We start from the raw sequence: 23,856 nt of genomic DNA on the forward strand, positions 1-23,856 counted from the left end.
TCTCTCACCTCCCAACGACACAAGCAGGTAGCAACATGAGTAAGCCCAACATCATCAAAGACTTCGAGCGCGTTTCCCCGGAGCTCGTCAAGAAGGCCGCGGAGTTCCAGCCCGCCATCCTGTCCGACGTCAACGGTCGCCGCGGCGCCCTGCACGGGCGCATTAGGGCGCTCTCGCCGAAGATGAAGCTGGCCGGCCCCGCCTTCACCGTCGAGGTGCGTCCCGGCGACAACCTCATGATCCATGCGGCGCTGTCCCTGGCCAAGCCCGGCGACGTGCTGGTCATCGACGGCAAGGGCGACCAGACCTGCGCGCTGATGGGCACGATCATGATGCACGCCGCGCGCAAGCGCGGCCTGGTCGGCGTCGTGATGGACGCCGCCGTGCGCGATGCGGAAGACATCGAGGAGATGGACTTTCCGGTGTTCTCGGTGGGCACGAACCCCAACGGCCCCACGAAGGAAGTCGGCGGCCGCATCGGACATCCCATCTCCTGCGGCGGCGTGACCATCCACCCCGGCGACTTCATCACAGCCGACCGCGATGGCGTGATGTGCGTCGAGCGCGAGAAGCTCGAGTCGCTGCTCGGCAAAGCCGCGGGCAAGGTCGAAAGCGAAGCCAAGCGCATCGCCGGCATCAAGGAAGGCAAGCTCGCGGCGCCCTGGCTCAACCAGTCGCTCATCACTGCAGGAGTGCTCAAGGAAGGGGAGGAACTGTGAGCAGCAAGCCCGCCGTCCTGGTCACGGGCGCGGACCTGGCGCCCCAGGCACTGGCGCTGCTGGGCGACTACGAGGTCGTCTACGCCGGCAAGACGCCGCAGCCCGACGATCTCGCCACCCTGGCCAGGCAGCACAACCCGGTTGCGATCATCGTGCGCTACGGCGGCGTGACGCCGCAGATCATGGACGCGGCACCGGCGCTCAAGGTCATCTCCAAGCATGGCAGCGGCACCGACACCATCGACAAGGCCGCCGCCGCGGAGCGCAAGATCCAGGTGACCGCAGCTGTCGGTGCGAACGCGGCGGCCGTTGCCGAGCAGTCGCTGGCGCTGACGCTCGCGTGCGCCAAGTCGCTGGTCAAGCTCAACGAGCGGATGCACGCCGGTCATTGGGACAAGGCCACGCACAAGAGCATCGAGCTGAGCGGCCGCACCATCGGCCTGATCGGCCTGGGTGCCATCGGCCGCAAATTCGCACGCATGGTGGATGCGCTCGACATGCGCGTGCTGGGCTTCGATCCTTTTGCCAAAGACCTGCCGGGCTGCATCACGCCCGCGGACCTGGACACCATCTGGCGCGAGGCGGACGTCATTTCCTTGCACTGCCCGCTGACCGCGGACAACCGCAACCTGCTGAACGCGGAGACGCTTGCCAAATGCAAGAAGGGCGTCATCGTCGTCAACACTGCGCGCGGTGGCCTGATCGACGAGCCGGCTCTGCTGGCCGCGATCCAGTCCGGGCAGGTGGCGATGGCGGGTCTGGACAGTTTTGCCGTCGAGCCCTTCGTCGTGCCTCACATCTTCCAAGGCGAGCCGCGCATCGTCCTGAGCCCGCACATCGGCGGTGTGACCAGCGATGCCTACGTCAACATGGGTGTGGCCGCTGTTAGGAACACCCTGGCCGTGTTGAACGGCTGATCCGATGGGCAAGCCGCGCTGGATTCAGGCGCCAAACGGAACCAGTGGGGGCGAGTTCGGCCAGCCTGGTTGGGGTTGTTAGAGCCTGAGTCCGTACTTCGTCCGCCGCGTCGGCCTAGCAATGGTGCGCGATTGCGCATGCGGGCCTGCTGAGCCTCCGGGACCTCCGGGACCTCCGGCAGACGCTGCTCCAGCGGAGATACGCGCACGATGTATTGGCGCACTCTGGCAATGAGAAAAGAAACTCTCGATCTCAGACTGCTGCCAATTGTCGATAGACCAGGGTCGCTGCAGCGAGGTCCTCCAGTGCCGTTCCGACTGCCTTGAAGACGGTACGTTGTGAAGTATCCGTACGCCCGACAATCCGGCCCTGGCACAACCCGGCCAGGTCACCAGCGACACCGGCGCGCGTCAGGCAACCGTCGGCGATGGCGTTGAGCAGGTCGCCCGATTTGGCGAGCGCCTCCTCGGTATCGATCCACACGCCCGCGCCGGCAAAACAAGCGGGCTGCGCTTCAGTCATTCGAGGCGTGAAACTGCCGATCAGATCGAGGTGACTGCCCGGGGCGAGCCATTCGGCTTGCACAACCGGTGTGGTCGCCAACGTGGCGCAGCTCACTATGTCGGCCTTGCGCACCGCCGCCTCCAGGTTCGACACGGCCTGCGCGGGCAGGCCCTGCTGCTGCAGTGCGGCGGCACAGCGTTGCGCAACGTCAGAATCAATGTCCCAGATGGCCACCTCCGATAGCTGACGCACAGTGGCCATGGCCGGCGCCGTCAAGCTTCCCACGCGACCGGCTCCGACGACCAGGAGAATCGAGGCGTCATCTCGCGCCAGGAAAGAGGCCGCCAGCGCCGCAGCCGCAGCGGTGCGGCGCGAGGTGATCTCGTCACCGTCGAGCAATGCCAGCGGCACACCCGTACGCGCATCGTGCAGCACATAGGTCGAATGCAGGCCAGGGAGCCCCTTGGCGCGGTTCCCGGGAAAGATGTTGACGATCTTCACGCCGTAGAAGCCGTCGTCGTTCCACGCAGGCATCAGCAGCGAGGTGCCGGCTTCGTCGCCAGTGCCAACCTCATGGGTATGCCGCAGCGGCACGGTCGCGCCCGCCACGAAGGCCTCGTGCAAAGCCGGCACGAGACGGTCGAAACCGAGCAGTTCGCGCACACGGGATACAGGAGGCTGAAGCATGGGGGTCTCCGAAGGATGAATGGAACTGCGCCAAGAGGCGACGTGTCGCCCGACAAGGCCTGATTTTGTGACTTGCACCGAGGCTTGCGTTGATCGGAGCCATCGTCGTTCGCGCTGCTCGAATGGCGAACGACGCATGTACAGCCGGCTGCGCTGCCGCGAGCATCGCTGCCACGCTGTGAACATTCCCATGCCCGATATCCCCCTCTTTCCTGCCAATGCCCAGGCGCGGCCCACGACGCTTTTCGAAAAGATCTGGTCCTCGCATGCCGTGACCGTGCGAGACGACGGCCAGACCCTTCTCTACATCGATCGCCACTATCTCAGCGACGACCTGCCGACCGAGTCGTACCACGTGCTCGAGCGTCGAAGCCTGCCGGTGCGACGACCCGAGGCGACCTTCGCGATGCCCGACCACTATGTCTCCACGCAAGGCTCCTCGCTCGCCGATGTCGTGGATGACGAGCGCAGGGTCATGGTGCAGGAACTCGCGCGGCAGGCACGCGACCACGGCGTGGTCCATTTCGGCCTTGGCGATTCGCGACAGGGCATCGTCCATGTGGTCGGACCCGAACAGGGCTTGAGCCTGCCGGGCATGACGGTGGTCTGCGGCGACAGCCACACATCCACCCATGGCGCGCTGGGCGCGCTCGGCTTCGGCATCGGCGCCACCGAGGTCAGCCACGTGCTGGCGACGCAGACCCTGTGGCAACTGCGCCCTCGCACCATGGAAGTTCAGGTGAACGGCCGCACCGGCGCCGGGGTCACCGCGAAGGACATCGCCCTGGCCATCATCCGCGCCATCGGCGTGGCTGGCGCGGCGGGCCACGTCATAGAGTACCGGGGCGACGCGGTACGAGAGCTGTCGATGGAAGGCCGCATGACGCTGTGCAACCTGTCGATCGAGGCCGGCGCAAGAGCCGGCATGGTGGCCCCAGACGCAACCACGCTGGCTTACCTGCGCGGCCGGCCCCATACCCCCAGGGGCCTCGAATGGGACGACAGCAGCGCCGGGTGGCTGCGCCTGCGCACGGACCCCGGCGCGGCATTTGATCGCGTGGCGTTGCTGCGCGGCGATACCATCGCGCCGATGGTGAGTTGGGGCACGGATCCTTCGCAGTCATGTGCCATCGACGAGTGCATCCCTTTTCCGGAGGCCATCGGCAATGCTTCGCAGCAGGAGGGGTTGCGCCGCGCGCTTGACTACATGGGCCTCACATCTGGCCAGCCGTTGCAGGGCCTGCCAGTGGACCGGGTCTTCATCGGCTCTTGTACCAACGGCCGCATCGAGGACTTGCGGTTGGCCGCCAGCGCAGTGCAGGGACGCCGGGCTCGCATACCGACATTGGTCGTGCCCGGTTCGGGCACGGTCAAGGCGCAGGCCGAGGCCGAAGGACTGGACCGCATCTTCCGCGACGCCGGCATGACGTGGGGGGAGCCAGGATGCTCGATGTGTCTCGCGATCAACGGTGACCAGGGCCGGCCAGGGGAACGCTGCGTGTCCACAACCAACCGCAACTTCGTGGGCCGCCAGGGCCCGGGGGTACGCACCCACCTGGTCAACCCCGGCATGGCGGCGGCCGCCGCGGTGCACGGCCGGCTGGTGGACTACCGCGAGGAGTTGCGCCATGCAGCCGCTTGAGCGTATTCGCGCAGTTGCCGTGCCGATGCCCGAGTCGGACATCAACACGGACCAGATCGTGCCCGGTCGCTTCATGCACAAGCCGCGCGAAGACTACGGGCGCTACTGCTTCCATGACTTGCGCTTCGATCCGCAGGGCAAGCCGCGCCCGGCCTTTGTGCTCAACCGCCCCGCCTATGCAGGCGCACGCATCCTGGTCGCGGGCCCCAACTTCGGCTGCGGCTCCTCGCGCGAGCATGCCGTGTTCACGCTCAACGACTACGGATTCCGCGTGGTGCTCGCCCCTTCCTTTGGCGACATCTTCTTCAACAACTGCTTCCAGAACGGCGTCCTGCCGGCCGTCCTGCCTGCCGAATTCGCAGCCGCGTTGCAGGCACAGCTGCGGGCAACACCCGGCGCGGAGGTTGAAGTCGACCTGGCGGGCCAGGCGGTCGTCGCACCGGATGGCACCCGCTGCAGCTTTCCGATCGACACCTTCCGCAAGGAACGCCTGCTGCAGGGCCACGACGAACTTGACCTGACCCTGTCGCTGCGCCCCTATATCGACGCCTTCGAGGCTCGGCAGCGCCCTCTCCTTCCATCTACGGACACTCCTCGACACCCATGAAAATTGCAGTTCTCGCCGGTGACGGCATCGGCCCCGAAGTCACAGCCCAGTCGGTTCGAATCCTGCGCGCGCTGGAAAAAGAAGGCTTGCACTTCGAGTTGGCCGAAGGATTGGTCGGCGGCTGCGCCTATGACGCAACCGGCCATCCGCTGCCATCGGCGACCTTGGCGCTGGCGCGCCAAGCCGACGCGATCCTGTTCGGTGCAGAAGGCGGTTTCCAATACGAAGCATTGCCGCGCGGACTGCGCCCGGGCGACGCGCTGCTGTCGCTGCGAAAGGAGCTCGATCTTTTCGCCAATTACCGTCCCATCCTCGTGTTCGAGGAACTGGCAGGCGCCTCGCCGTTTCGTCCCGAGGCCATCGCCGGGATCGACCTGCTGATCGTGCGAGAACTGACCTCGGACCTGTATTTTGGCGAGCCTCGAGGCATCGCCATGGAGAACGGACGTCGCGTTGGCACCAACACCATGCGCTACACCGAGGATGAGATCGCCCGCGTGGTGCGAGCCGGCTTCGAAGCCGCGCGCGCTCGTCGCGGCCGCCTGTGCTCAGTGGACAAGGCCAACGTGCTGGAAGCGATGGAGCTGTGGCGCACCGTCGCCGACGAGGTAGCCGTGGGCTACCCCGACGTGGAATTCAGTCACCTCTATGTCGATGCGGCGGCGATGGCACTGGTGCGCGATCCGCGCCAGTTCGACGTGATCGTCACGGGCAACCTGTTCGGCGATATCCTCTCCGACGAGGCTTCCATGCTGACGGGCTCGATCGGCATGTTGCCTTCGTCTTCGCTCAACAGCCACGGTCAAGGCCTGTTCGAACCGGTTCATGGATGTGCACCTGACATTGCCGGCAAGGACGTTGCCAATCCCCTGGCGTCCATCCTCTCGGTCGCAATGCTGTTGCGACAGGGCTTCGGCCTGGCCGAAGCGGCAACGCGCGTGGAAGAGGCCGTACGCCGCGTGCTGGCTGAAGGCCTCCGAACCGCGGATATCCGCGAGCCGGGTTGTACCGTGGTCGGCACCGTTGCCATGGGCGATGCCGTGCTAGCGGCCTTGCGCGCCTGAATGCCGCCCATGTCTGCACGCTCTTCGCGCGAACAGACCACATGGTCAACGCGGGCGCCCGTGGCATCGCGACTCACGAATCGGCCATGCCCATCGGCGTCTGTACCGGAGCCGCCTGCAGGAACACCATAGGCAACCGCGCCATACCTTCCCTTCCATCCACCAGCCCATCGCACACGCCATGAAAAAGCCTCGTTCCCGCCCTTTGCGCCATCTTTGCGGCATGGCCGCCGGCATGCTTGCCGCCCTGGCGAGCCTGCTGGCTTCGCCCGCAGCGCTCGCACAGACCAAGGTCACCACCCTGACCGTGTACACCACGCTCGAGAAAGAGCAGCTCGCGCCGTACAAGCAGGCTTTCGAGAAGGACCATCCAGACATCAGGATTTCATGGCTGCGCGACAGCCCCGGCATCATCCTGGCCCGGCTGATCGCCGAGAAGGACGCGCCAAAAGCTGACCTGCTCTGGGGCGTACCCGCCATGCATATCCTGGCCCTCAACAAGCTGGGCGTGATCCAGCCCTACCAGCCTCAAGGCTACGCACAGCTCAAGCCCCGCTTTCGCGACAGCGCCAACAACCCGCCGGTCTACACCGGCAACGAAGCCTGGATGACCGTGATCTGCTTCAACACAGTCGAAGCCAAAAAGCGCAACCTGCCCGCTCCGACCAGTTGGGCCGACCTTGCCAAACCGGTCTACAAGGGCCAGATCACGATGCCCAATCCGATTTCCAGCCAGACCGGCTACCTCGGCGTGAATCGCTGGGTCCAGGGCATGGGCGAGGAGGCCGCCTGGAAATACATGGACAGCCTGCACGCCAACATCGCGCTCTACACGCACAGTGGCTCCAAGCCTTGCAAGATGGCGGCGACCGGCGAATACGCGGTCGGCATCTCCACCGACATCACCGGTCCTCAGCTCAAGACGAAGGGTGCCCCGATCGACATCATCTTGCCCACCGACAAGCTTGGCTGGGACCTGGAGTCCACTGCCATCATGAAGGGAACCCCGAATCTGGCGGCGGCCAAGGTGGTTGCCGACTGGACCACCACGCGCGCGGCCAACGAGCAGTTCAACAAGTTCACCGCCGTCGTTTCGCATCCGGAGGTCCATGCCGTACCGCCGAACTACCCCGAGAACGCCGAGGCCATGATGGCCGACGACGACGCGCGCAAGGCGGTCGACAACCAGGCCCGGCTCTCCGCCGAATGGGCACGTCGCTACGACGCCAAGTCCGAACCCAAGCCCAACTGAACCCAGCGCGCTCCCACCGCATCCGTCCCAATGAACAGTTCCCCGTCACAGGCATTCCTAGAGCTCGAGGGCATCTCCAAGCGCTTCGGCAAGACCGAGGTCTTGCGCAACATCGACCTTGCCGTGGCCGACGGCGAATTCATTTGCTTTCTCGGCCCCTCAGGCTGCGGCAAATCGACGCTGCTGCGCGTCATCGCAGGCCTGGAGGCGCAGAGCTCCGGCCGGATCTTGCATCGAGGCTCGGACATCTCGCATGCACCGCCGGCGCTGCGCGACGCGGGCATCCTGTTCCAGTCGTATGCGCTCTTTCCCAACCTGAGCGTGCACGACAACGTTGCGTATGGCCTGGTCAACCGCGGGATGGCGCGCGTGGACATCGCACGCCGGGTCGAGAGCCTGCTGGCGCTGGTCGGCCTGCCCGGCACCGGCATGCGGCTACCGGGCCAGTTGTCGGGTGGACAGCAGCAGCGCGTCGCGCTCGCACGCGCACTGGCGCCTTCGCCGGGCCTGCTGCTGCTCGACGAGCCGCTGTCCGCGCTCGACGCCAAGGTGCGCATCCACCTGCGCCAGCAGATTCGCGAGCTCCAAACCACGCTGCGCCTGACGACCATCATGGTCACGCACGACCAGGAAGAAGCGCTCACCATGGCCGACCGCATCGTGGTGATGAACCAGGGCGTGATCGAGCAGGTTGGCACGCCGCAGGAGATCTACCACCGCCCGGCATCGCTCTTCGTTGCGGACTTCGTCGGCAAGATGAACTTCTTTCCGGCGCGGGCACGCCCGGACGGCTCCCTTGCCGTCGGTCTTGCGGCCTTGCAGCGGATGCACGGCGCTTGCGCCCTGCCCGACGGGCCTCTGACGGTGTGCTTTCGTCCTGAGGAAGTCTGTTCAGTTCCCACCGGGCAGCAGGCGTTCAACGCGTTTCCCGCACAGGTTCGTGGCATCGAGTTCCTGGGGGCGGCCTGGCGCGCGCTGCTCGACTGCCCGTTGCTCGGCGAGCGGCCGGTGGTGGCCGATTTCTCCAGCGAAGATGCCCGCCGCATCGGTCTTCAATTGGGCTGCGCGCTGCAGGTCAGCATCGCCCCGGCGCATTTGCACGTCTTTCCCGCCCCCGAGCGGTCAGGAGCAGCCTGATGCAGGCCGCGTTCCCAGCCATCGGGCCACTCCCGCCGGTTCGTGCGCGCGCCCGGCGCTTTCCGGAGCGGACTGTCGCCGCATGCGTTCTCGCCCTGCTCTGCGCGATCGCTCTCCTGCTGATCGGGCTGCCGCTTTATGCCGTGCTTTCCAAAAGCATGCAAGACGCGGGGGGGCGCTTCATCGGCCTGGCCAACTTTCTGCAATATGCGCAGAACCCCGGCTTGCGCCAATCGGTGCTCCACAGCCTGGTGGTGTGCGCATTGACCACCGCCTGCACCGTGCCGCTGGCCTTTCTCTACGCGATGGCACTGGTTCGCAGCCGGCTTCCGTTCAAGGCGCTCTTCAAGGGCATCGCACTGCTGCCGATCCTTGCGCCCTCGCTGCTGTCGGCGATTGCGCTGACCTATATGTTCGGCAATCAGGGCTATCTGAAGTCGTGGACGGGAGACCAGCCGATCTACGGTCTTCGCGGCATCGTCATGGCACAGGTGTTCTATTGCTTCCCACATGCGGTGATGGTGCTGTCGACCGCGCTGGCGCTGTCGGATGCCCGGATGTACGAGGTCGCTCGCACCCTGGGTACGCGGCCGCTGCGCGCTTTTTTTACCATCACCTTGCCATCGGCACGCTACGGATTGATCAGCGCGGCATTCGTCGTCGTGACGCTCTCGATCACCGACTTCGGCATCGCCAAGGTGATCGGCGGGCAATACGGCGTGCTGGCCATCGACATCTACAAACAGATCATCGGCCAGCAGAACTTCCAGATGGGCGCCGTCGTCGGCGTGGTGCTCCTGATGCCGGCGCTGTTGTCCTTCGGCGTGGACCTTCTGGTGCGCCGCCGCCAGGCCTCGCTTCTGAACGCCCGGTCGGTGCTCTACAGGCCACGGCGCGAGCCGCTGTTCGATGCGGCGATGACCGGGTTCGCCGCGCTGGTCGCCGGCGTCATTCTGGTCATAGTTGGCACGGCGGTCTTCGCGTCGCTGGTCAAGCTATGGCCCTACGACCTGAGCCTGGCATGGGGCAGCTACGATTTCGCGGCCTACGACGCGCTGGGCTGGGGGGCTTACCGCAACAGCATCGTTCTGTCGCTCTGGGTGGCCGCGGCAGGTACGGTGCTCGTCTTCTGCGGAGCCTACCTGGTGGAGAAAATGCGGGGTCTGCGAGTCATGCGCGCGCTGTTGCATTTCCTGGCGATGTTGCCTCTGGCGGTGCCGGGTCTGGTGCTGGGGTTGGGCTACGTGTTCTTCTTCAATCATCCGTCCAATCCGCTGTCGGGCCTGTCCGGCAGCATCGCACTGATGGCCATGTGCTGCGTGGCGCATTACTACACGGTGCCCCACCTCACGGCGCTCACCGCGCTGCAGCAAATCGACAGCGAATTCGAGGCGGCCTCCGCATCGCTGGGCGTGCCATTCTGGCGTACGTTTCGCCGCGTGACCGTGCCCATTTGCCTCCCCGCCATCCTGGACATCGCGACATACTTCTTCGTCAACGCGATGACCACCGTTGCTGCGGTGATTTTTCTCTACGAACCGCTGACGATGGTGGCTTCGGTCGCTGTCGTGGCCATGGATGACACCGGCGACACCGCCGCCGCCTGCGCGATGGCGGTGATGGTGCTCCTGACTTCCGCTGCTGCAAAGCTGCTTCAGTCCATACTCTCGCGCTGGCTCGGAAGCGGCTCGCAGGCTTGGCGCCGCGCCACGTCCGAGTAGGAGGAAACGCGAGACGGGCCAGCGGTCAACCGCTCACGTCCTGCGAATGCGGCACCAAATGCTCGAACAGCAGTTGCGTGGCAACCAGCTGTTGTTCGAGACCGCGCACACACACCTTGTAGTGGCGATCCACCCAGTCCTCCTGCAGCGCCACCGCGGCGACGTTCATGGCGGAAGACAACCGTGCAGCGTAGCTGTGCGGCACGATGCCGATACCCATGCCGGCTTCCACCATGCGGCAGACCGCGTCGTAGCCAGCCACCCGGATGCGCGTCCTGGGCACAGCGCCCAACAGGGCGGCCTGTCGCGCAAGCAAGGCCTGGATCGCGCTGCCGGCCTCCTGCTCGATCAGTTCGTGCGCCAGCACCTCCGCAAAGCGCACGCTCTCACGCATGCCCAGAGGATGGGAACGCGCCGCCACGACCACCAGCCGATCCGAGTAACAGGGTTCGACGCGCAACGGCCCGGTCGGCACATCGCCCCAGAAAATCCCGATGTCGGTAGTGCCCTCGAGCACCGCCTGGACAACTGCCTGGCTCGTTTGCGCTGCAAGGTCGATGCGGATGTCGGGGTAGGTCCGCGCAAATGTGCTGAGAGCCTCCGGAAAATAACCGAACAACGCCGACTCGCTGGCCAAGAGTCGCACTTGCCCGCGCACGCCATCCGCATAGTCGACGATCTCGCTCTCCAGTTGAGCGAGGTTGCGCAAGATGATCCGCGCGTGATGCAGCAGCGCCTGCCCGGCCGGCGTAGGCTCCACCCCCTTCCGGTGCCGATGCAGCAACTGCGTCTGCGTCGCGTGCTCGAGGTCGGCAATGCGCTTGCTGACTGCAGAAGGCGCAATGAATTCGCGCTCGGCGGCCTTGGTGATGCTTTGCTCCTCGACGATGGCAACGAACAGGCGCAATGTGACCAGGTCGAGGCGCGACGCGAGCTGAACATGCAGGCGTCCCTGGCGCACGAATTGGCGTCGATCGATAGGCGGCAAGGATTCGGAGACGGGTGGCATCATCAGCTCAGAGGGGCAAACAGCGGCCAGACAGGGCAACGCTGCAATGATCGTGCCGACCGTCTCTCGCCGCCAAAGGGTTTTCTCTCCTTGATCTCGCCGCTCGCTCGCATCGTTGTTGCCGAGTCTCATTGCCGGCTTTCGGGCGGAGCACCCGGAGATTCGAGTCGACGCCATCGATGTGGCGCCGGAGCATTTCGTGATGACGCTCGCTTCGGGCACCGCACGGCGGTCCGAATGCCCCAGCTCCTCACTCAGATGCGCCATGTAGCGCTCGAATTCCTGCAAGTCTTCCATCAAGGTTCGCCCTTCACGCGTACTGCGCCAGCGCGCATGCAGGCCAAGACTTGCCCGCACCGGGTCGGGCCTGTGATCAACACACTGTGGCCCGAATCGATCCATCAGCCCAGCGCAAGGCTCGTCACAACCTCATGATCAACGCCGCCACCGGCACGAGAATTCATGTTTTCGATGGCCGCTTGCGGGTATCTCGGCCGAGCCTCCTTCAAGGGCCGTTCGCGTCGCTCGTCGCCGCGCCACTGCACTTCGCGCTCGACCAGCACGGCCGTGCGCTCCTCGAAGTTCAGCCACGCCCTGGCGCAGCTTTTCATCAAGGGGGTGTCTATTGCCAAGTCCGCGCTCACAAGCGCTCGACGTCGGCCGCTACTTCCTCCAGACATTTCAGCAGCGACGCCAACGCAGGATTCGAGGCCGGTCCCTTTGGCCACATGACCCCAACGGAGCGCATCAGACGTGTAAGCCTCAACGGCAACCTAGCTATCAGCCCCGCGTTGGCGAATCGCGCCGCTGCACTGCCAGGCATAGCGGCAAGGGAATCCGTCGAGCGCACATAGTGCAGCGAGATGTTCAACGACAAGGTTTCGATGTAGTTTTGCGGAGGATCGATCCCGTGTGCGTTGAAGGCCACGAGCAGCGGCTGGCGCAACAGGGAATCCGTAGGCGGCAGCACCCAAGGATAGGGAGCAACGTCAAGCCATGAAATGGCGCTCAGTTTGGCCAAGGGGTGGTCACAGCGTGCCACCAGCACGGTATCGTCTTCGAAAAGCGGGTGCTCTTCGAACTCCGGCTGGCTTCCTCGCCGGGCCGGCAATGTACCGACGATGGCATCCAGATTGCCCAGGCGCATCTCATTGCTCAGAAGGTCCATGGTGGCCTCGCGCACAAACACAGCGGCGTTCGGTTCCCGCTGCTTCAGGCGGACCAGGGCTTCGGGCAGCAGCCAGCTCGCGGACGCCGGCAAGGTCCCGATTCGGATGCGGCGCGAGATACCCGTGGCCACGGAATGCAGCTCATCGCCGGCCTCCGAGAGGTCCTGCAGCATCTTTCGTGCATGCCGAATGAGCACCAAGCCGACTTCGGTGGGCCGCAAGCCGCGGCCCGTGCGCTCGAAAAGCTTGGCGTCCAGACCGCCCTGCAGCTCAGCCAAGGTCTTGGACAGCGCCGGCTGGGTCACGTGCATCAGCGAGGCCACCTTCCCGAGGTGGCGATAGTCGTCGAGGGCAACCAGCAACTGCAGGTGACGCAGCTTGAGGTTGGCGCGTACATACCAGTCCAGTCTTGCCATGTGCTTTTCCTCAGGCCTCAGGATTCAATACGCAGATGTGCCCGAATGCCCATCAGAACGCATGTGTCATGCCGAGCGCTATGCCCGTCGCTCTGGTGCGGCCGTCGTCGTCGACGAACTTCCATCTCTCGCGCGCGACGGACGCGTTCACGGTAGTGCGCTTGGACAGCGGGTAGCTGTAGCCCAGGCTGTAGAAGTTGGTCGCTCCCGAATAGTTCGTGCCCGCCTTGATGAAACTGCTTCCGATGTAGTTGAAGTTGTTGGTGGCACCTTGGAAATCGCGGCCGAAACCCACCCGCACGGTCCCCGGGCCGACCGGATAAGTGGCGCCCAGCGTGAGGCTGGAGCGTTTGGTGGTCGGGTCGCTCGCGGCAGCCCAGTTGGTCCAGCCCGCGCCATAGACGCTTCCGTTCGGGTTGAGCTTAGTGTGGTTGTACGAGCCCATGATGCCCAGATCACCCAATTTGTACGAAGCCGCAACGAACACCAGTTTGTCGCGCTGGCTGTTCTGCTCGAAGTCCACGATGGCGCCGAAATCGCCTTGGTTGTACTTGAGCGCAACAGCACGTCCCTTCTGCAAATCACCCACGCCCTTCTCGATCGAACCGTTCAGCACGAATTGGAAGCCAGAGAACACGGGCGATTCGTAGAACACGGCGTTGGACAGCCGGGTGTAGTCCAGGTCTGCACCGGTGGGCGATGCGACATTTCCCGGGGAGATCAGAAAGTCGGGTCCGGTCATGCGGAACATGGGCGAGGCCACACGGTCGAACGCATACCAGGGATCGTAGAGCCAGTTGTTGTTGTTGAGCGGCGCGAGCGCTCGACCCAAGCGCACAGAGCCGAAGCTGCCTTTGAGCCCCACGGTGGATTCGTCCTGCCAGAACTGGCGCTGGCCCACTGGTGCAGTCTCCAGCTGGCCGGTGTCCATCTCAAAGCGCGTGCTCAAGCGGAAGGTTGCTTTCAGGCCCCCGCCCAGATCCTCTTCGCCCGCGAAAGCGATGTTGTTGCGGCCCAGCGACCCCAGCTTAGTGCTCTGACCACTCTTGCTGGAGACTGCAAGGTCCAGGAACCCGCTGATGCTGACGTTGGACTGCGCGTGCACGGCGCCGCTTGTCGCCAGGAGGGCGGCCACGGACGATGAAGCGATGATGTGTGTTTTCATGAAGTCTCCGTAAGTTGGGTTTCAAAAGGACAGGCAAAAGCAGGCCCGGCAAGGCTCCTCGGAAGAGGCCTCGTCAAGCGGTTGGGGAACAGGAGATGAAGGTTGTCGGGCGTGCAGGTACGCTGGCAATGGCCAACCTTCTCAGGCCGGCCGTCGGTCGGCGCAATCGGTCAAGCCGATCAGAGATGCGGGGCGATCAGGCCCAGGATGCCCCCGATCAGGGCCACGTGTTCGAAGAGGAAGAACTTGTGGATCACCTGTTCGTGAGGATCCGAATAGGTCCAGAAGCGGTGGAAGAGCAGATCGGCTCCTGCGGTGAAGCCGATCAACAGCACGCCGCCGAGCACGACGTGCCCGGGCCAAAGAAGCAGCGCGCTTCCGGCCAATTGCACCACCAATCCAACGGTGAGCGCGGCCGCCCCCTGCGAGATACCGATGCGGTTGAACTCCGCCACATGGTGGTTCCATGCCTTGTAGTTGAACCACGTCGCCCAGATGAAGTACGCTGCCACGAAGACGCGGCCAATGAGGTTGAGGTTCTCTGCGGTCATGAGGGGCTCCTGTTTCAGAACATGGTGTTGTTGTTAGCGGGGTCTTGCGGAATCGGCTGCATCACATCCCAGTGCTCAACGATGCGGCCGTTCTCCAAGCGGAAGATGTCCATCACCGCGCTGCCTCGGTCGCCCGGGTATTCGAACCACTGCAGATGTACGGTCACGAAGGTGCCCTCGCAGAACATGCGCTTGACCTCCAGCGACCCCTGGGGTCGGTCCAGGAAGGCCTGCTTGAAATGCCGACGAAAGCCCTCGACACCGTCGGGCACGCCGGGGTTGTGTTGGCGGTAGGTGGGACCCACGCACCGAGCCAAGCCCTCGTCCACTTCATGGCGATTGAAGACGGTGTGCAGGAAATCCATCACAACGACCTTGGGATCGCGCATGGGTGGATTGCTCGGGTTCATGGGGTACCCTGTAATCAGGTCAGCCACTTGAGGCGAAGTTGATCGGCCACCAGCGAGACGATGAGCACCGCGCCAAGCACGATCTGCTGTACGTACGACTCCACGCGCACGAGGTTCATGCCGTTGGTGAGAATCGTGATGAACAGCGCACCCAGCAACACGTCGCGCACGCGGCCCATGCCACCGAAGAGCGAGACCCCGCCGATCACACAGGCCGCGATCGCCTGCAGCGTGTAGGGCTGGCCGTTCATGGCCTCGGCCGAGCCGGTGCGGGCCACGAAGAGCACGCCGGCCACGGCCGCGAGCAGGCCCGCGAAAAGGTAGGCCAGGAACACGTGCTTGCGCGTGGAGATGCCGGAGAGTTGGGCCGCGCGGGCGTTGGAGCCGACGGCGTAGAAGTAGCGCCCGGTCGTAGTGCGGTTGAGCAGCACGAAGACCAGCACGAAGAGCCCGATGGTGATGAGGATGGGCGGCGTCATGCCCAGCACGCGGCCGTAGCCCAGCAGACGCATGAACTCGTCGGGCACGCCGGTCACCGGCAGCCCGTTGGTCAGGCTCAGGGTCACGCCTATCAGGCTGGTCATGGTGCCCAGTGTCATCATGAAAGGCGGCACGCCCAGCACCGACACCCCGAACCCGTTGATGGCTCCCACCAGCAGGCCCGCGCACAGGCCAGCGCCCACGGCCGCGGCAATGGACAGCCAAATGGCTTCGGGCGAGGTCCCGAGCACTTGGTTGAGCGCAAGCGCCGCCACCACGCCCGAGAAGCCGATGATGGAGCCGGCCGACAGGTCCAGGCCCGCCGTGACGATCACGATCATCTGGCCCATGGCGACGATGATCAGAAAGGTCGACTGGCGCGCAACGTTGAACAGGTTGTCGCCCGAGAGGAAACGCGGTTCGCTGCCCGCGAAGTAGAGAATGGATGCGGCCAGCAGGAAGGGCAGGATGCCCAACTTGACGAACCACGACTTGGCCGAGAAGGCGGCCGCCGGCGTGCTGGAGAGAGAGCTCAGTGGGGTGCTCATAGTGTTGCTCATGGGTGGTCTTGATACGAAAGGATGGGGTCACCGAAGAAGCCCAGCAGGGCGCGCGACTCTTCGACCTCGTCGCCCACCATGTGGTCGACGATGCGGCCGTCGCGCACCACGTAAAGGCGGTGGCTGAGGTTGAGCACCTCGGGGAGGTCGGAGCTGATCACGAGCACGGCATTGCCCGCATCTACCAGTTCCTTGATGAAGGCGTAGACCTCGCCCCGGGCCGAGACGTCAATGCCTACGGTGGGCTCATCGAAGATGAAGACGTTCGCGGGCCGAGCGAGCGACTTGGAGATCAGCACCTTCTGCTGGTTGCCGCCCGAGTACTTGCCCACGGCCTTGTCCTGGTCCAGGGGATGCACACGCAGCCGCGTGCCCAGTTGCTGGGCCATGGACCGTTCGCGCGCACGGCGCACCAGGCCCAGGCGCGACAGCGCCGCCGAGCCCAGGGCCGAGAGCGTGATGTTCTCCTGCGTAGAGCGCAGCATCATCAGCCCCTCGTTGCGGCGGTCGGAGGTGATGTAGCTCAGGCCCGCGGCCAGCATCCCGGCCGGCGTTGGTCTGGCGATGGTCTGATCCTTCACGCGTACCGTGCCCTCGGCGATCTCCTCGAGACCGAACGCGGCGCGGCCGATCTCCGACTTGCCGCAGCCCACCAGGCCTGCCAGGCCCACCACCTCGCCTGCGCGCACCTCGATGCTCGCGCCTTCGAGGCCAACGCGGCGCACACTCAGGCCGTCGATGCGCAGCAGCGGCTCACCTGCGCGGTGTTCGATGCGCGGGTACAGGTCCTGGAAGGTGCGGCCAGTCATAAGCTCCACCAGACGCTGGTGGTTGACCTCGCGCACCGGCACGGTCGCGATGTACTTTCCGTCGCGCAACACTGTCACCGTGTCGCCGATGGTCTCGATTTCCTTGATGCGGTGGGTGATGTAGATGATGCCCACGCCCTGCTCGCGCAGCTTGCGCACCAGATCGAACAGCGCCAAGGTTTCTTTCTCCGACAAGGAAGCTGTGGGCTCATCGAGGATCAGCACCTTGGGCTGGGTGAGCAAGGCCTTGGCCATTTCCACCATTTGCTGCTGGGCGCGGGACAGCGTGGCCACCATGGCCTGGGGGTCCAGCGAAAAGCCGCAGCGCTTCAGCACGCCGGCCACGCGTTCGCGGCGGGCCTTGCCGTCGATGAAGCCGTTTCTGCGCGGCTCGGCTCCGAGCATGACGTTCTCTTCCACGCTCAGGTGGGGCGCAAGACTGAACTCCTGGAACATCGCGGCGATGCCGAGTTTCCGCGCCTCGTGCACGTTGCGCAGCCGTACCGGATGGCCATGCATGTAGAGCTCGCCGCTGTCGGGCTGCACGGCGCCTGCGATGGTGCTGATCAGCGTGGATTTGCCGGCCCCGTTCTCGCCGAAGAGCACGTGCACCTCCCCCTCCTGGAGTTCGAAGCCCATGTCGGACAGCGCGTGCACATTACCGTAGCGCTTGCAAATGCTCCGGGCGCGCAGCAGCGGTTCGCCCGGCACGGCTTGCAGAGCCTGCTGCGCGGCGGGGCGTCGCAAGTTGTCGAAAGTGATGTAGGTCGCGTCCATGTGGGTGCCTTCTTGTGGGGAACCTTGGTCATTGATGGGCTTGGCCGTGCCAGCCGCAGCCGGCCAGGCACGCTTGGGCAAAGGCGCGTGGCTTGTCTTCCAGCCGCGTGTCCCAGATGCCGTTCCAGGTATTGAGGAAGGCATGCCAGGCGATCAGGCCGACGATGTGCACCAGTTGCTCATCGTCGAACCACGTGCGCAGGGCTGCCAGGTGGCCGTCCTTCACTTCGCTCGGGCAGCGCGCCGCCGCGCGGCACAGACGCAGCAGCGCGCGTTGCTGCTCGCTGTAGACCGGCGAGGTCTCGGCGTGGTGCACCTCGCGCAGCGCAGCCAGTGGCAGGGGCGTATCCGCCCCCGGCGCCGCGGTGTGCGCGGCGCTGTACATGGCGCCGTTGTAGAGGCTGAAGCCGAAGGCCACGAGCTGGCGCACCTCGGGGGCGATGCGCTGGCCATACCAGAGCGCCCGGGCGAGCGCGTGTTGGGCATTCAACAGCGCCGGGTCGCGCGCCAGCGTGAGAAAGCTGTTGGGCACATAGCCGTGGTCCTGCTCGATCTGGTCAAGCACCTCGGCCAACTCAGGCAGGTCGACGCGGTTCAAAGGGGCAAGGCGGGCCATGGCAGCAACAACTCCAGCGGCTTCTGCGGACTTCAGTCCGCCGGGCGCCAGCCCACGGGCTGCAGGTGCTCACGGGCCCAGGCGTCGGGCACGGGCTCCAGCTTGCTGCCGACGATGTCATTCCACTTGTTGAGGAAGGCCATGTAGCAGATGAGTGTCACGATGAACATCAGCTGCGGCGTGTCGAAGTGCTGCTTGAGCGCATTCACGTCGGCGTCCGTCACCTCGGACGGGATGCGCGCCGCATGGCGGCACAGGCGCAGGATGGCGCGCTCGGCCTCGTCATACACGGGCGATGCCTCGTAGTCGTGAATCGCGAGGATCTTTTCCATCGACAGGCCTAGCTCAGGCGCGCCGCAGGCGCAGTGAGCCGCGCTGTAGCCCACGCCAGAGAACTGGCTGAAGGCGAAGGTGACCAGCCGGCGCACCGGTTCGCTCACCGTCTTGGGGTACCAGGCGGCATCGCTGAGCGCACCTGCGGCCTTGATCAGCAACGGATCGCGAGCCATGGTGAGGAAACTGTTGGGCACGTAGCCGATGGAGTCGACCATGCCGTTGAAGATGTCTTCGTACTGGGGCAAGGCGCTGCGCGGGAGGGGGTCGATGCGGGGCATGCTAGGGTTCCTTGAATCAATAAGGAGTCGGGGCGGCGCACGCACTCGCGGCGCCGCCGATGTGGAATCAATCCACTTTCATTTGCGATTTCCAGTTTTGCGGGGCGAAGTTGTTCCCGCCGATCGTCCCGGCGTTCTCTTTCGTCACCAGCGTCACGTCCGGCACTGCGTCCCTGACGGTCAGCTTGTTCTCGAGCGAGCGCACGGCCATGTCCACGGCGAGGCGGTTGATCACTACGGAGTTTTCGACCACCGCACCGAGCACGTCGCCGTTTCGCAGCGGGGACATGAGGTCATTCGTGACGAAGCTCGCATACAGGCCCACCTGCCCTTGCTTGCCGCGCTCACGCAGCGTGTTCAGCGCCGCCTCCACCGAAGTTCCCATGCCCACCAGGTACTTGAGTTGTGGGTAGGTGACCAGGGCATCCTCTACCAGCGGCTGCTGGTCAAGACGGCCGGACTGCCCATAGATGACCTTCTCGAGCACGACATCGGATTCACTCAGGGCCTTCTTGAAGCCGATCACGGTGTCCTCGGCCCAAGGGATGCCGGCCGGACCGGGCATCAGCACGACCGAGACCTTGCCCGAGCCGTTGGGGTGCTTTTGCGCCAGGGTGCGGCCCAGCAACTGCCCCACGCTCTGGTAAGTGACCACGACGCGAGCATCGGCCTGTGCGCCCACGCCCACGTTGAGGTCGATCACCTTCACGCCCTTCGCTCGTGCTTCGCTGATCTTGGGGTTCAGGCCGTTGCTGGACACGGCGAACAGCAGGATGGCGTCGGCGCCCAGGGTCATGCAGTCGTCGAACTGCGCGAGTTGCTTGTCCACCTTGCCATAGCCACCGGCGTCGAGGATGGTGAGTTTCGCGCCCAGGCGTTTCACCTCTTCCACCGTGCCGTAGAGATAGGCGCGCACGATGTCATTGGTGGTGTGCGGAAACAGCGCGCAGATGTTCCATTTCTTGCTCACGTCCTTTCGGCTGAGCGCGGTATAGGTTTGCCGCTTGCCGTCGAAGGGCTCGATGCCGGTCTTGCGCGGCGGGTCCATCACCATCACCGGGAACTGCCAGGGATCACCCGCAGTTTGCGCGGAGACGCTGGTCAGAGCCGAGAAGGCCAGGCAGGCGAAAGCTGCCAAGCGCGTGGCGCGGCGTGTGAAAGTGGTTGCGTGGGTCATGGTCAGGTCCTCAACGAACAGGGAAGGAACAAGGGGGAACAGGCTGGCGTGCGGGAACGGGAATCTCAGGGAACAGGGGTCGACGCGCGCCCGGGCTCGAACACCAGGAACACGAAATCGGCGGCCTGCTGGCGCACGGCCCAGACGCCTCGATAGGCCTCGCTTGAGTACCAGGCCTTGCAGGCCGCGATGTCCGGGAATTCGAACAATGCGGTGCGTCCATGCGGGTGTTCGCCAAGCAGCACATGCGTGTCGTCGCTGGCGCCCATGAAGCGGCCACCGAAGGCCTCGACGATGGGCGAGGACGCCTCGATGTAGTGCGCAAGCAGTTCAGCGTTCTTGACGGTGCCGAAGGCGACGAAGTAGGCGGTCATGGTGTGATTCCTCTGGGCTCAACGGCCCAGGATGGCGTCGGCCGTCATGAGGGCGGCGGCCACGGTTGTGAAAGTCGGGTTGGCGCCGCTGGGCGTGCCCAGCACCGCATTGCCCGCAACGTAGACGTTGTCGCTGCGCCAGAGCCGGCCGCTTTGGTTGACCACGCTCTCGCCGTCGTCCTTGGGACCCATGCGGCAGGAGCCCATCAGGTGAGCCGAGCCGCCGGGCTTGTACATGACCGGGCTCCAGCCATGGCTCAGGTCGGCCACGGCCGCACTGATCAGGTAGTTCTCGGCCGTGGCATCGGCAATGCGGCGGTGGTCGGCCTCGCTGTGCGTCAGCGTGACCTTGACGCGCGGCAGGCCGAAGTTGTCGGTGGCGCCCGCGTCGAAAGCCAGGCGGTTGTCGGGGTTCAAGTCCATGGAGACGAAGGTGGTCACATCGGCGCCGTCTTCGTCGCGGGTGCCCGCGGGCGGGGTCTGCGGGAAACGGAAGACTTCGTTCTGCCAGGGATGGCTGGCCGAGTGCGGCACCCAAACCGAGAACAGCGGATCGCCCGCTGGCACGTCCATCAGAATCTCGGCCTTGAGCAGCACCCGCGTGGACACGATCGGGTGGTCGAGCAGATAGCGGCCGAGCGCAGGGCCTGCGTCCAGGCCCGAAGCCTGGATGATCTGGGCCGAGGCCAGGGTGCCGGCCGCGATCACCACGGTACCCGCTTCGATGCGCAGCTCCGCCCCACCCTGCCGCGGCACGGCGATGACGGCGCTCGCGCGCCCGTCGCGGTGTTCGATGCGGCGCACGATGTGGTCGGCCAGCACGCGCGGCGGGGTCTGCCCCTCGCTCACGGCCAGTAGGTCGTCGCTTCCGCTGTACTTCAGGCCGCCATTCACTCGGCGAACTGCGATCGGCATGGGCTGCACCTCGCGACCGGCCTCGAGCGGACCGACGGCTCGCGCTGTCGCCGCCTGGATGCGCGCGGCACGCACACCACCCTCGGCGATGTCGCGGTGAATGTGCATGACGCTTTCCGCGCGGCCCAGGTAGGTGTCCCACACGGAGGCGGGCATCCAGTCGGGCAGTTCACTGCGGTCGGGACGCGGGCAGTTGGAACACCAGATGCCGAGCATGCCGCCCACCCCATGCGAGACAGCCAAACCCGGCAGGCCTTCGATGGGCGCGCTCGCATTCGCGGGCAACACCCACTCCTGCAGGATTCGGCGGCCGAACTCGTGCAGCGCCGCCTCCGAAGTGTCCAGGTTGCGGGCGTGCAGGCCCGGCGTGCCGAAGCGCACCGGCCCAGCCTCCAGCACCAGCACTTCACGACCTGCGCGGGCCAGTTCACCCGCCACAGCGGCGCCACCGGCGCCGGAACCGATCACAACAACATCCACTTGCATTTTTTTTCCTCAGAATTCGAATCAGTGGGCGGGCATGAGCGCGACCGAGGCGAAGCGGCCGTCCACGTAGAGCAACGCATCACGGTCCTCACCGTTCGCGATGTGGCGGATCTCGCCGATCACCACCGCGTGAGTACGGGTGACGAACATCTCGGCCACTTCGCAGTCGAAGGCCACCAGCGCATCGGTGAGCAGGGGGGCGCCGGTCGCGGCGCGGGTCCACTCGCCTTCGCCGAAGGGATCGGCCTCTGGGCTTGCGAATCGCTTCGCCAAGCTCTCGTGGCGCGTGCCCAGCACGTTGATCGCCATACAGCGGCTTTCGGCAATGGCGCGGTAGCTGCGGCCCTGCACGTTCACGCAGGCCAGGATGCGCGGCGGGCTGGCCGACATCGAGCACACCGCGGTGGCCGTGAGGCCGAAGCGCTCATCGGCCAGGCGCGTGGTGACCAGGGTGACGGCGCCAGCCAGTGCCCGCATGCCGGTGCGGAAGGCCTGCAGGGCCTGCTCGGCGTTGAGGTAGGAAGACACCGGTGCGGCATCCTCGCCGCGCGGCATCCATGTCACTTGTGTGTTCATGGCGCGACTCAGGCCTTGGGCAGGGCAACACTGTCGAGAATGCCGTCCACCATCGCGGTCGAGGCGTTCCAGTCGTAGTTGCCGAAGCAGCGCATGTGCTGCACAAAGGGCGGACCCGAATAGAACATCTCGTACTGTGTGTGCCGCGAGGCGAACTCGGAGCCCAGCGCGTCCCAGGCCAGCTTCATGAGCTTCACGCGGCCCACGGGCGAGGTGGCGCCCGAGCGCTGGGTGGCCTCGATCATTCCCGCCATTTCGGGGTTGGCGAAGTCCTCCACCGAGGAGGGCAGCATGATTACGCCGCCGCCCACCAGGCCACGAATCTCTTGCACGAAGCTGGGGTAAAGCTCCTGGCCGATCGAAGTGGCGGAATAGACGCGCGAAGCGCGCGGCACGTAGACGCCGTTGCGCACCACTGGGTCGCCGGCGAGCGAGCGGAAAGCGCCCTCCACTGCCATTGCCTGCGCAGCCAGCTTGCCCAGCGTGTCCTGGATCGGCGGAAAGTTGATGACGCCGGTAGTCTCGGTGACGCGGCGCGCTACGCCCAGCAGGAACTGCAGTTTGACAGTGAGGCGGGCCTGGCTTTGCAGGTTCATCATCGCCTCGGCGGGCGTCTTGTGAAACAGCGCATTCACCAGCTCTGGGCGCTTGTAGATGAACACGCGGTCCCACGGCACCTTCACGTCGTCGAAATACACCAGGGCGTCGTTCTCGTCAAAGCGCGTGGCCAGCGGGTAGTCGAAGGCCGAACTCGCGGCCTGCTCGTACGAGCGGCGCGAAAGGGTGCGCACGCCCTTGGCGCCCATGGGAATGGCGAAAGAAAGCGCGTAGTCCTGGTCCTCGGGCTTGAGCGGGTTCTGCACGCCCACGAAACACTCCTGCGCCAGCGTCGCCGAAGTGCCCAGCATCTTGGCACCGCGCACCGTGATGCCTTGCGCGTCTTCATCGATCACGCACAGCGAATGGTATTTATTGCCCTGCGCGCCCACGTCCTTGGAACGGTCGCCCTGCGGATTCACGATGGTGTAGGTCATCGCGACGTCGTTGTCGCGAGCCCATTCGTAGTAGCCCTTGAGCGCGGCGGCGCGCTCGGCGTCGTACTCTTCGAGCACCTCGATACCCGCCATCATTCCGACCAGGGCCGAGGGTACGTGGTCGGGTGAGCGGCCGAGCCAGCCGCCGGTGTGGCGCGCGATGGCCAGGTGGCCTTCGGCCCGCTTCTTGAGCAGCTCGGGCGTGGTCGGTATCTCCCAGGCAAAGCTCACCTGGCGGCCATTGCCCGGCGAACGATAGCCCAGGGTTCCGGGATTGGCGGCTTGCAGGTCGTAGAGGCCGGCCACCGTGCGGATGGCGTTGTGGAACGCCGGGTGATCCACGTGGTTGTCCACGAGCCCGCCGTTGATGTAGACGGCGCGGCCGTCGCGCAAGCTGTTGATGTAGTCGGCGCCGGTTCTGCTTGTCATGTCGAAGTCTCCAATCGGATGTGGGTGGGATGGGGTTC

General features: G+C 65.2%; 24 protein-coding genes. 8 read left to right on the forward strand and 16 right to left on the reverse strand.

The window, feature by feature from the left end; all coding sequences use genetic code 11:
* Positions 1-35 precede the first annotated feature (35 nt).
* Both AC1VNX_RS24100 and AC1VNX_RS24105 read left to right on the forward strand, forming a co-directional pair.
* Entirely contained in the window at positions 36-719 is a 684-nt protein-coding gene (locus AC1VNX_RS24100) for an RraA family protein (protein ID WP_307692669.1), read from the forward strand.
* Positions 716-1,636: a hydroxyacid dehydrogenase gene (locus tag AC1VNX_RS24105; protein ID WP_483160167.1), complete on the forward strand. Its 921-nt coding sequence runs from the start codon at positions 716-718 to the stop codon at positions 1,634-1,636. The genes AC1VNX_RS24100 and AC1VNX_RS24105 overlap by 4 nt, the downstream gene beginning before the upstream one ends.
* Positions 1,637-1,889: 253 nt before the next feature.
* Here the strand turns inward: AC1VNX_RS24105 and lhpI are convergent, their stop codons facing one another.
* Entirely contained in the window at positions 1,890-2,828 is a 939-nt protein-coding gene (gene lhpI / locus AC1VNX_RS24110) for a bifunctional Delta(1)-pyrroline-2-carboxylate/Delta(1)-piperideine-2-carboxylate reductase (protein ID WP_483160168.1), read from the reverse strand.
* A gap of 190 nt (positions 2,829-3,018) precedes the next feature.
* On the opposite strand from lhpI, the gene leuC reads away from it, so the two are divergent.
* The 6 genes from leuC to AC1VNX_RS24140 all read left to right on the forward strand — a co-directional run bounded on the left by leuC (position 3,019) and on the right by AC1VNX_RS24140 (position 10,251).
* The gene (leuC, locus tag AC1VNX_RS24115) at positions 3,019-4,470 is read left to right on the forward strand and encodes a 3-isopropylmalate dehydratase large subunit (RefSeq protein WP_483162007.1); all 1,452 of its coding nucleotides are present in this window, start codon (positions 3,019-3,021) and stop codon (positions 4,468-4,470) included.
* Positions 4,457-5,077 carry a 3-isopropylmalate dehydratase small subunit gene (leuD, locus tag AC1VNX_RS24120; protein WP_483160169.1) on the forward strand — a complete coding sequence of 207 codons (621 nt, stop codon included), beginning with the start codon at positions 4,457-4,459 and terminating at the stop codon, positions 5,075-5,077. Before leuC ends, leuD begins: the two co-directional genes overlap by 14 nt.
* A complete protein-coding gene (gene leuB, locus AC1VNX_RS24125) occupies positions 5,074-6,141 on the forward strand; it encodes a 3-isopropylmalate dehydrogenase (RefSeq protein ID WP_483160170.1) in 1,068 nt (355 codons plus the stop codon). Before leuD ends, leuB begins: the two co-directional genes overlap by 4 nt.
* Before the next feature lie 223 nt (positions 6,142-6,364).
* Positions 6,365-7,393, forward strand: a complete 1,029-nt coding sequence (locus AC1VNX_RS24130) for a putative 2-aminoethylphosphonate ABC transporter substrate-binding protein (protein WP_483160171.1) — start codon at positions 6,365-6,367, stop codon at positions 7,391-7,393.
* Positions 7,394-7,423: 30 nt separating this feature from the next.
* Positions 7,424-8,530, forward strand: coding sequence for a putative 2-aminoethylphosphonate ABC transporter ATP-binding protein (locus AC1VNX_RS24135; protein ID WP_483160172.1), 1,107 nt, complete (start codon positions 7,424-7,426; stop codon positions 8,528-8,530).
* On the forward strand, positions 8,530-10,251 hold the full coding sequence (locus AC1VNX_RS24140; protein WP_483160173.1) for a putative 2-aminoethylphosphonate ABC transporter permease subunit: 1,722 nt from the start codon (positions 8,530-8,532) through the stop codon (positions 10,249-10,251). Before AC1VNX_RS24135 ends, AC1VNX_RS24140 begins: the two co-directional genes overlap by 1 nt.
* A 25-nt stretch (positions 10,252-10,276) precedes the next feature.
* Here the strand turns inward: AC1VNX_RS24140 and AC1VNX_RS24145 are convergent, their stop codons facing one another.
* The 15 genes from AC1VNX_RS24145 to AC1VNX_RS24215 all read right to left on the reverse strand — a co-directional run bounded on the left by AC1VNX_RS24145 (position 10,277) and on the right by AC1VNX_RS24215 (position 23,818).
* A complete protein-coding gene (locus AC1VNX_RS24145; RefSeq protein WP_483160174.1) occupies positions 10,277-11,557 on the reverse strand; it encodes a LysR family transcriptional regulator in 1,281 nt (426 codons plus the stop codon).
* 104 nt (positions 11,558-11,661) lie between these two features.
* Positions 11,662-11,871, reverse strand: a complete 210-nt coding sequence (locus AC1VNX_RS24150; protein ID WP_483160175.1) for a hypothetical protein — start codon at positions 11,869-11,871, stop codon at positions 11,662-11,664.
* Between the two features lie 29 nt (positions 11,872-11,900).
* Positions 11,901-12,845, reverse strand: a complete 945-nt coding sequence (locus AC1VNX_RS24155; RefSeq protein WP_483160176.1) for a LysR family transcriptional regulator — start codon at positions 12,843-12,845, stop codon at positions 11,901-11,903.
* Positions 12,846-12,897: 52 nt separating this feature from the next.
* On the reverse strand, positions 12,898-14,010 hold the full coding sequence (locus AC1VNX_RS24160; protein WP_483160177.1) for a porin: 1,113 nt from the start codon (positions 14,008-14,010) through the stop codon (positions 12,898-12,900).
* Between the two features lie 179 nt (positions 14,011-14,189).
* On the reverse strand, positions 14,190-14,561 hold the full coding sequence (locus tag AC1VNX_RS24165) for a hypothetical protein (protein WP_483160178.1): 372 nt from the start codon (positions 14,559-14,561) through the stop codon (positions 14,190-14,192).
* A gap of 14 nt (positions 14,562-14,575) precedes the next feature.
* On the reverse strand, positions 14,576-14,950 hold the full coding sequence (locus AC1VNX_RS24170) for a nuclear transport factor 2 family protein (protein WP_483160179.1): 375 nt from the start codon (positions 14,948-14,950) through the stop codon (positions 14,576-14,578).
* 35 nt (positions 14,951-14,985) lie between these two features.
* Positions 14,986-15,999, reverse strand: a complete 1,014-nt coding sequence (locus AC1VNX_RS24175) for an ABC transporter permease (protein WP_483160180.1) — start codon at positions 15,997-15,999, stop codon at positions 14,986-14,988.
* Positions 16,000-16,007: 8 nt separating this feature from the next.
* Complete coding sequence (locus AC1VNX_RS24180) at positions 16,008-17,597, reverse strand: sugar ABC transporter ATP-binding protein (RefSeq protein WP_483160181.1); 1,590 nt, start codon at positions 17,595-17,597, stop codon at positions 16,008-16,010.
* Positions 17,598-17,625: 28 nt separating this feature from the next.
* On the reverse strand, positions 17,626-18,213 hold the full coding sequence (locus AC1VNX_RS24185; protein WP_483160182.1) for a carboxymuconolactone decarboxylase family protein: 588 nt from the start codon (positions 18,211-18,213) through the stop codon (positions 17,626-17,628).
* A 32-nt stretch (positions 18,214-18,245) separates the two neighbouring features.
* Positions 18,246-18,827 carry a carboxymuconolactone decarboxylase family protein gene (locus AC1VNX_RS24190; RefSeq protein ID WP_483160183.1) on the reverse strand — a complete coding sequence of 194 codons (582 nt, stop codon included), beginning with the start codon at positions 18,825-18,827 and terminating at the stop codon, positions 18,246-18,248.
* A gap of 67 nt (positions 18,828-18,894) precedes the next feature.
* The gene (gene torT, locus AC1VNX_RS24195) at positions 18,895-20,004 is read right to left on the reverse strand and encodes a TMAO reductase system periplasmic protein TorT (RefSeq protein WP_483160184.1); all 1,110 of its coding nucleotides are present in this window, start codon (positions 20,002-20,004) and stop codon (positions 18,895-18,897) included.
* A gap of 65 nt (positions 20,005-20,069) precedes the next feature.
* Positions 20,070-20,378: a DUF1330 domain-containing protein gene (locus AC1VNX_RS24200; protein ID WP_483160185.1), complete on the reverse strand. Its 309-nt coding sequence runs from the start codon at positions 20,376-20,378 to the stop codon at positions 20,070-20,072.
* An 18-nt stretch (positions 20,379-20,396) separates the two neighbouring features.
* A complete protein-coding gene (locus AC1VNX_RS24205; protein ID WP_483160186.1) occupies positions 20,397-21,779 on the reverse strand; it encodes a GMC oxidoreductase in 1,383 nt (460 codons plus the stop codon).
* Between the two features lie 21 nt (positions 21,780-21,800).
* Positions 21,801-22,355: a flavin reductase family protein gene (locus tag AC1VNX_RS24210; protein ID WP_483160187.1), complete on the reverse strand. Its 555-nt coding sequence runs from the start codon at positions 22,353-22,355 to the stop codon at positions 21,801-21,803.
* Positions 22,356-22,363: 8 nt separating this feature from the next.
* Entirely contained in the window at positions 22,364-23,818 is a 1,455-nt protein-coding gene (locus tag AC1VNX_RS24215; RefSeq protein WP_483162008.1) for a 4-hydroxyphenylacetate 3-hydroxylase family protein, read from the reverse strand.
* Positions 23,819-23,856: the final 38 nt, after the last annotated feature.

The organism is Variovorax sp. TLI9-5A (assembly GCF_056867935.1).

Bases quoted from the DNA above. Each gene is read 5' to 3' on its own strand.
- AC1VNX_RS24100 (WP_307692669.1), top strand. From the start codon at position 36: ATGAGTAAGCCCAACATCATCAAAGACTTCGAGCGCGTTTCCCCGGAG.
- lhpI (WP_483160168.1), bottom strand. From the start codon at position 2,828: ATGCTTCAGCCTCCTGTATCCCGTGTGCGCGAACTGCTCGGTTTCGAC.
- leuC (WP_483162007.1), top strand. From the start codon at position 3,019: ATGCCCGATATCCCCCTCTTTCCTGCCAATGCCCAGGCGCGGCCCACG.
- leuD (WP_483160169.1), top strand. From the start codon at position 4,457: ATGCAGCCGCTTGAGCGTATTCGCGCAGTTGCCGTGCCGATGCCCGAG.
- leuB (WP_483160170.1), top strand. From the start codon at position 5,074: ATGAAAATTGCAGTTCTCGCCGGTGACGGCATCGGCCCCGAAGTCACA.
- AC1VNX_RS24130 (WP_483160171.1), top strand. From the start codon at position 6,365: ATGGCCGCCGGCATGCTTGCCGCCCTGGCGAGCCTGCTGGCTTCGCCC.
- AC1VNX_RS24135 (WP_483160172.1), top strand. From the start codon at position 7,424: ATGAACAGTTCCCCGTCACAGGCATTCCTAGAGCTCGAGGGCATCTCC.
- AC1VNX_RS24140 (WP_483160173.1), top strand. From the start codon at position 8,530: ATGCAGGCCGCGTTCCCAGCCATCGGGCCACTCCCGCCGGTTCGTGCG.
- AC1VNX_RS24145 (WP_483160174.1), bottom strand. From the start codon at position 11,557: ATGGAAGACTTGCAGGAATTCGAGCGCTACATGGCGCATCTGAGTGAG.
- AC1VNX_RS24150 (WP_483160175.1), bottom strand. From the start codon at position 11,871: ATGAAAAGCTGCGCCAGGGCGTGGCTGAACTTCGAGGAGCGCACGGCC.
- AC1VNX_RS24155 (WP_483160176.1), bottom strand. From the start codon at position 12,845: ATGGCAAGACTGGACTGGTATGTACGCGCCAACCTCAAGCTGCGTCAC.
- AC1VNX_RS24160 (WP_483160177.1), bottom strand. From the start codon at position 14,010: ATGAAAACACACATCATCGCTTCATCGTCCGTGGCCGCCCTCCTGGCG.
- AC1VNX_RS24165 (WP_483160178.1), bottom strand. From the start codon at position 14,561: ATGACCGCAGAGAACCTCAACCTCATTGGCCGCGTCTTCGTGGCAGCG.
- AC1VNX_RS24170 (WP_483160179.1), bottom strand. From the start codon at position 14,950: ATGCGCGATCCCAAGGTCGTTGTGATGGATTTCCTGCACACCGTCTTC.
- AC1VNX_RS24175 (WP_483160180.1), bottom strand. From the start codon at position 15,999: ATGAGCACCCCACTGAGCTCTCTCTCCAGCACGCCGGCGGCCGCCTTC.
- AC1VNX_RS24180 (WP_483160181.1), bottom strand. From the start codon at position 17,597: ATGGACGCGACCTACATCACTTTCGACAACTTGCGACGCCCCGCCGCG.
- AC1VNX_RS24185 (WP_483160182.1), bottom strand. From the start codon at position 18,213: ATGGCCCGCCTTGCCCCTTTGAACCGCGTCGACCTGCCTGAGTTGGCC.
- AC1VNX_RS24190 (WP_483160183.1), bottom strand. From the start codon at position 18,827: ATGCCCCGCATCGACCCCCTCCCGCGCAGCGCCTTGCCCCAGTACGAA.
- torT (WP_483160184.1), bottom strand. From the start codon at position 20,004: ATGACCCACGCAACCACTTTCACACGCCGCGCCACGCGCTTGGCAGCT.
- AC1VNX_RS24200 (WP_483160185.1), bottom strand. From the start codon at position 20,378: ATGACCGCCTACTTCGTCGCCTTCGGCACCGTCAAGAACGCTGAACTG.
- AC1VNX_RS24205 (WP_483160186.1), bottom strand. From the start codon at position 21,779: ATGCAAGTGGATGTTGTTGTGATCGGTTCCGGCGCCGGTGGCGCCGCT.
- AC1VNX_RS24210 (WP_483160187.1), bottom strand. From the start codon at position 22,355: ATGAACACACAAGTGACATGGATGCCGCGCGGCGAGGATGCCGCACCG.
- AC1VNX_RS24215 (WP_483162008.1), bottom strand. From the start codon at position 23,818: ATGACAAGCAGAACCGGCGCCGACTACATCAACAGCTTGCGCGACGGC.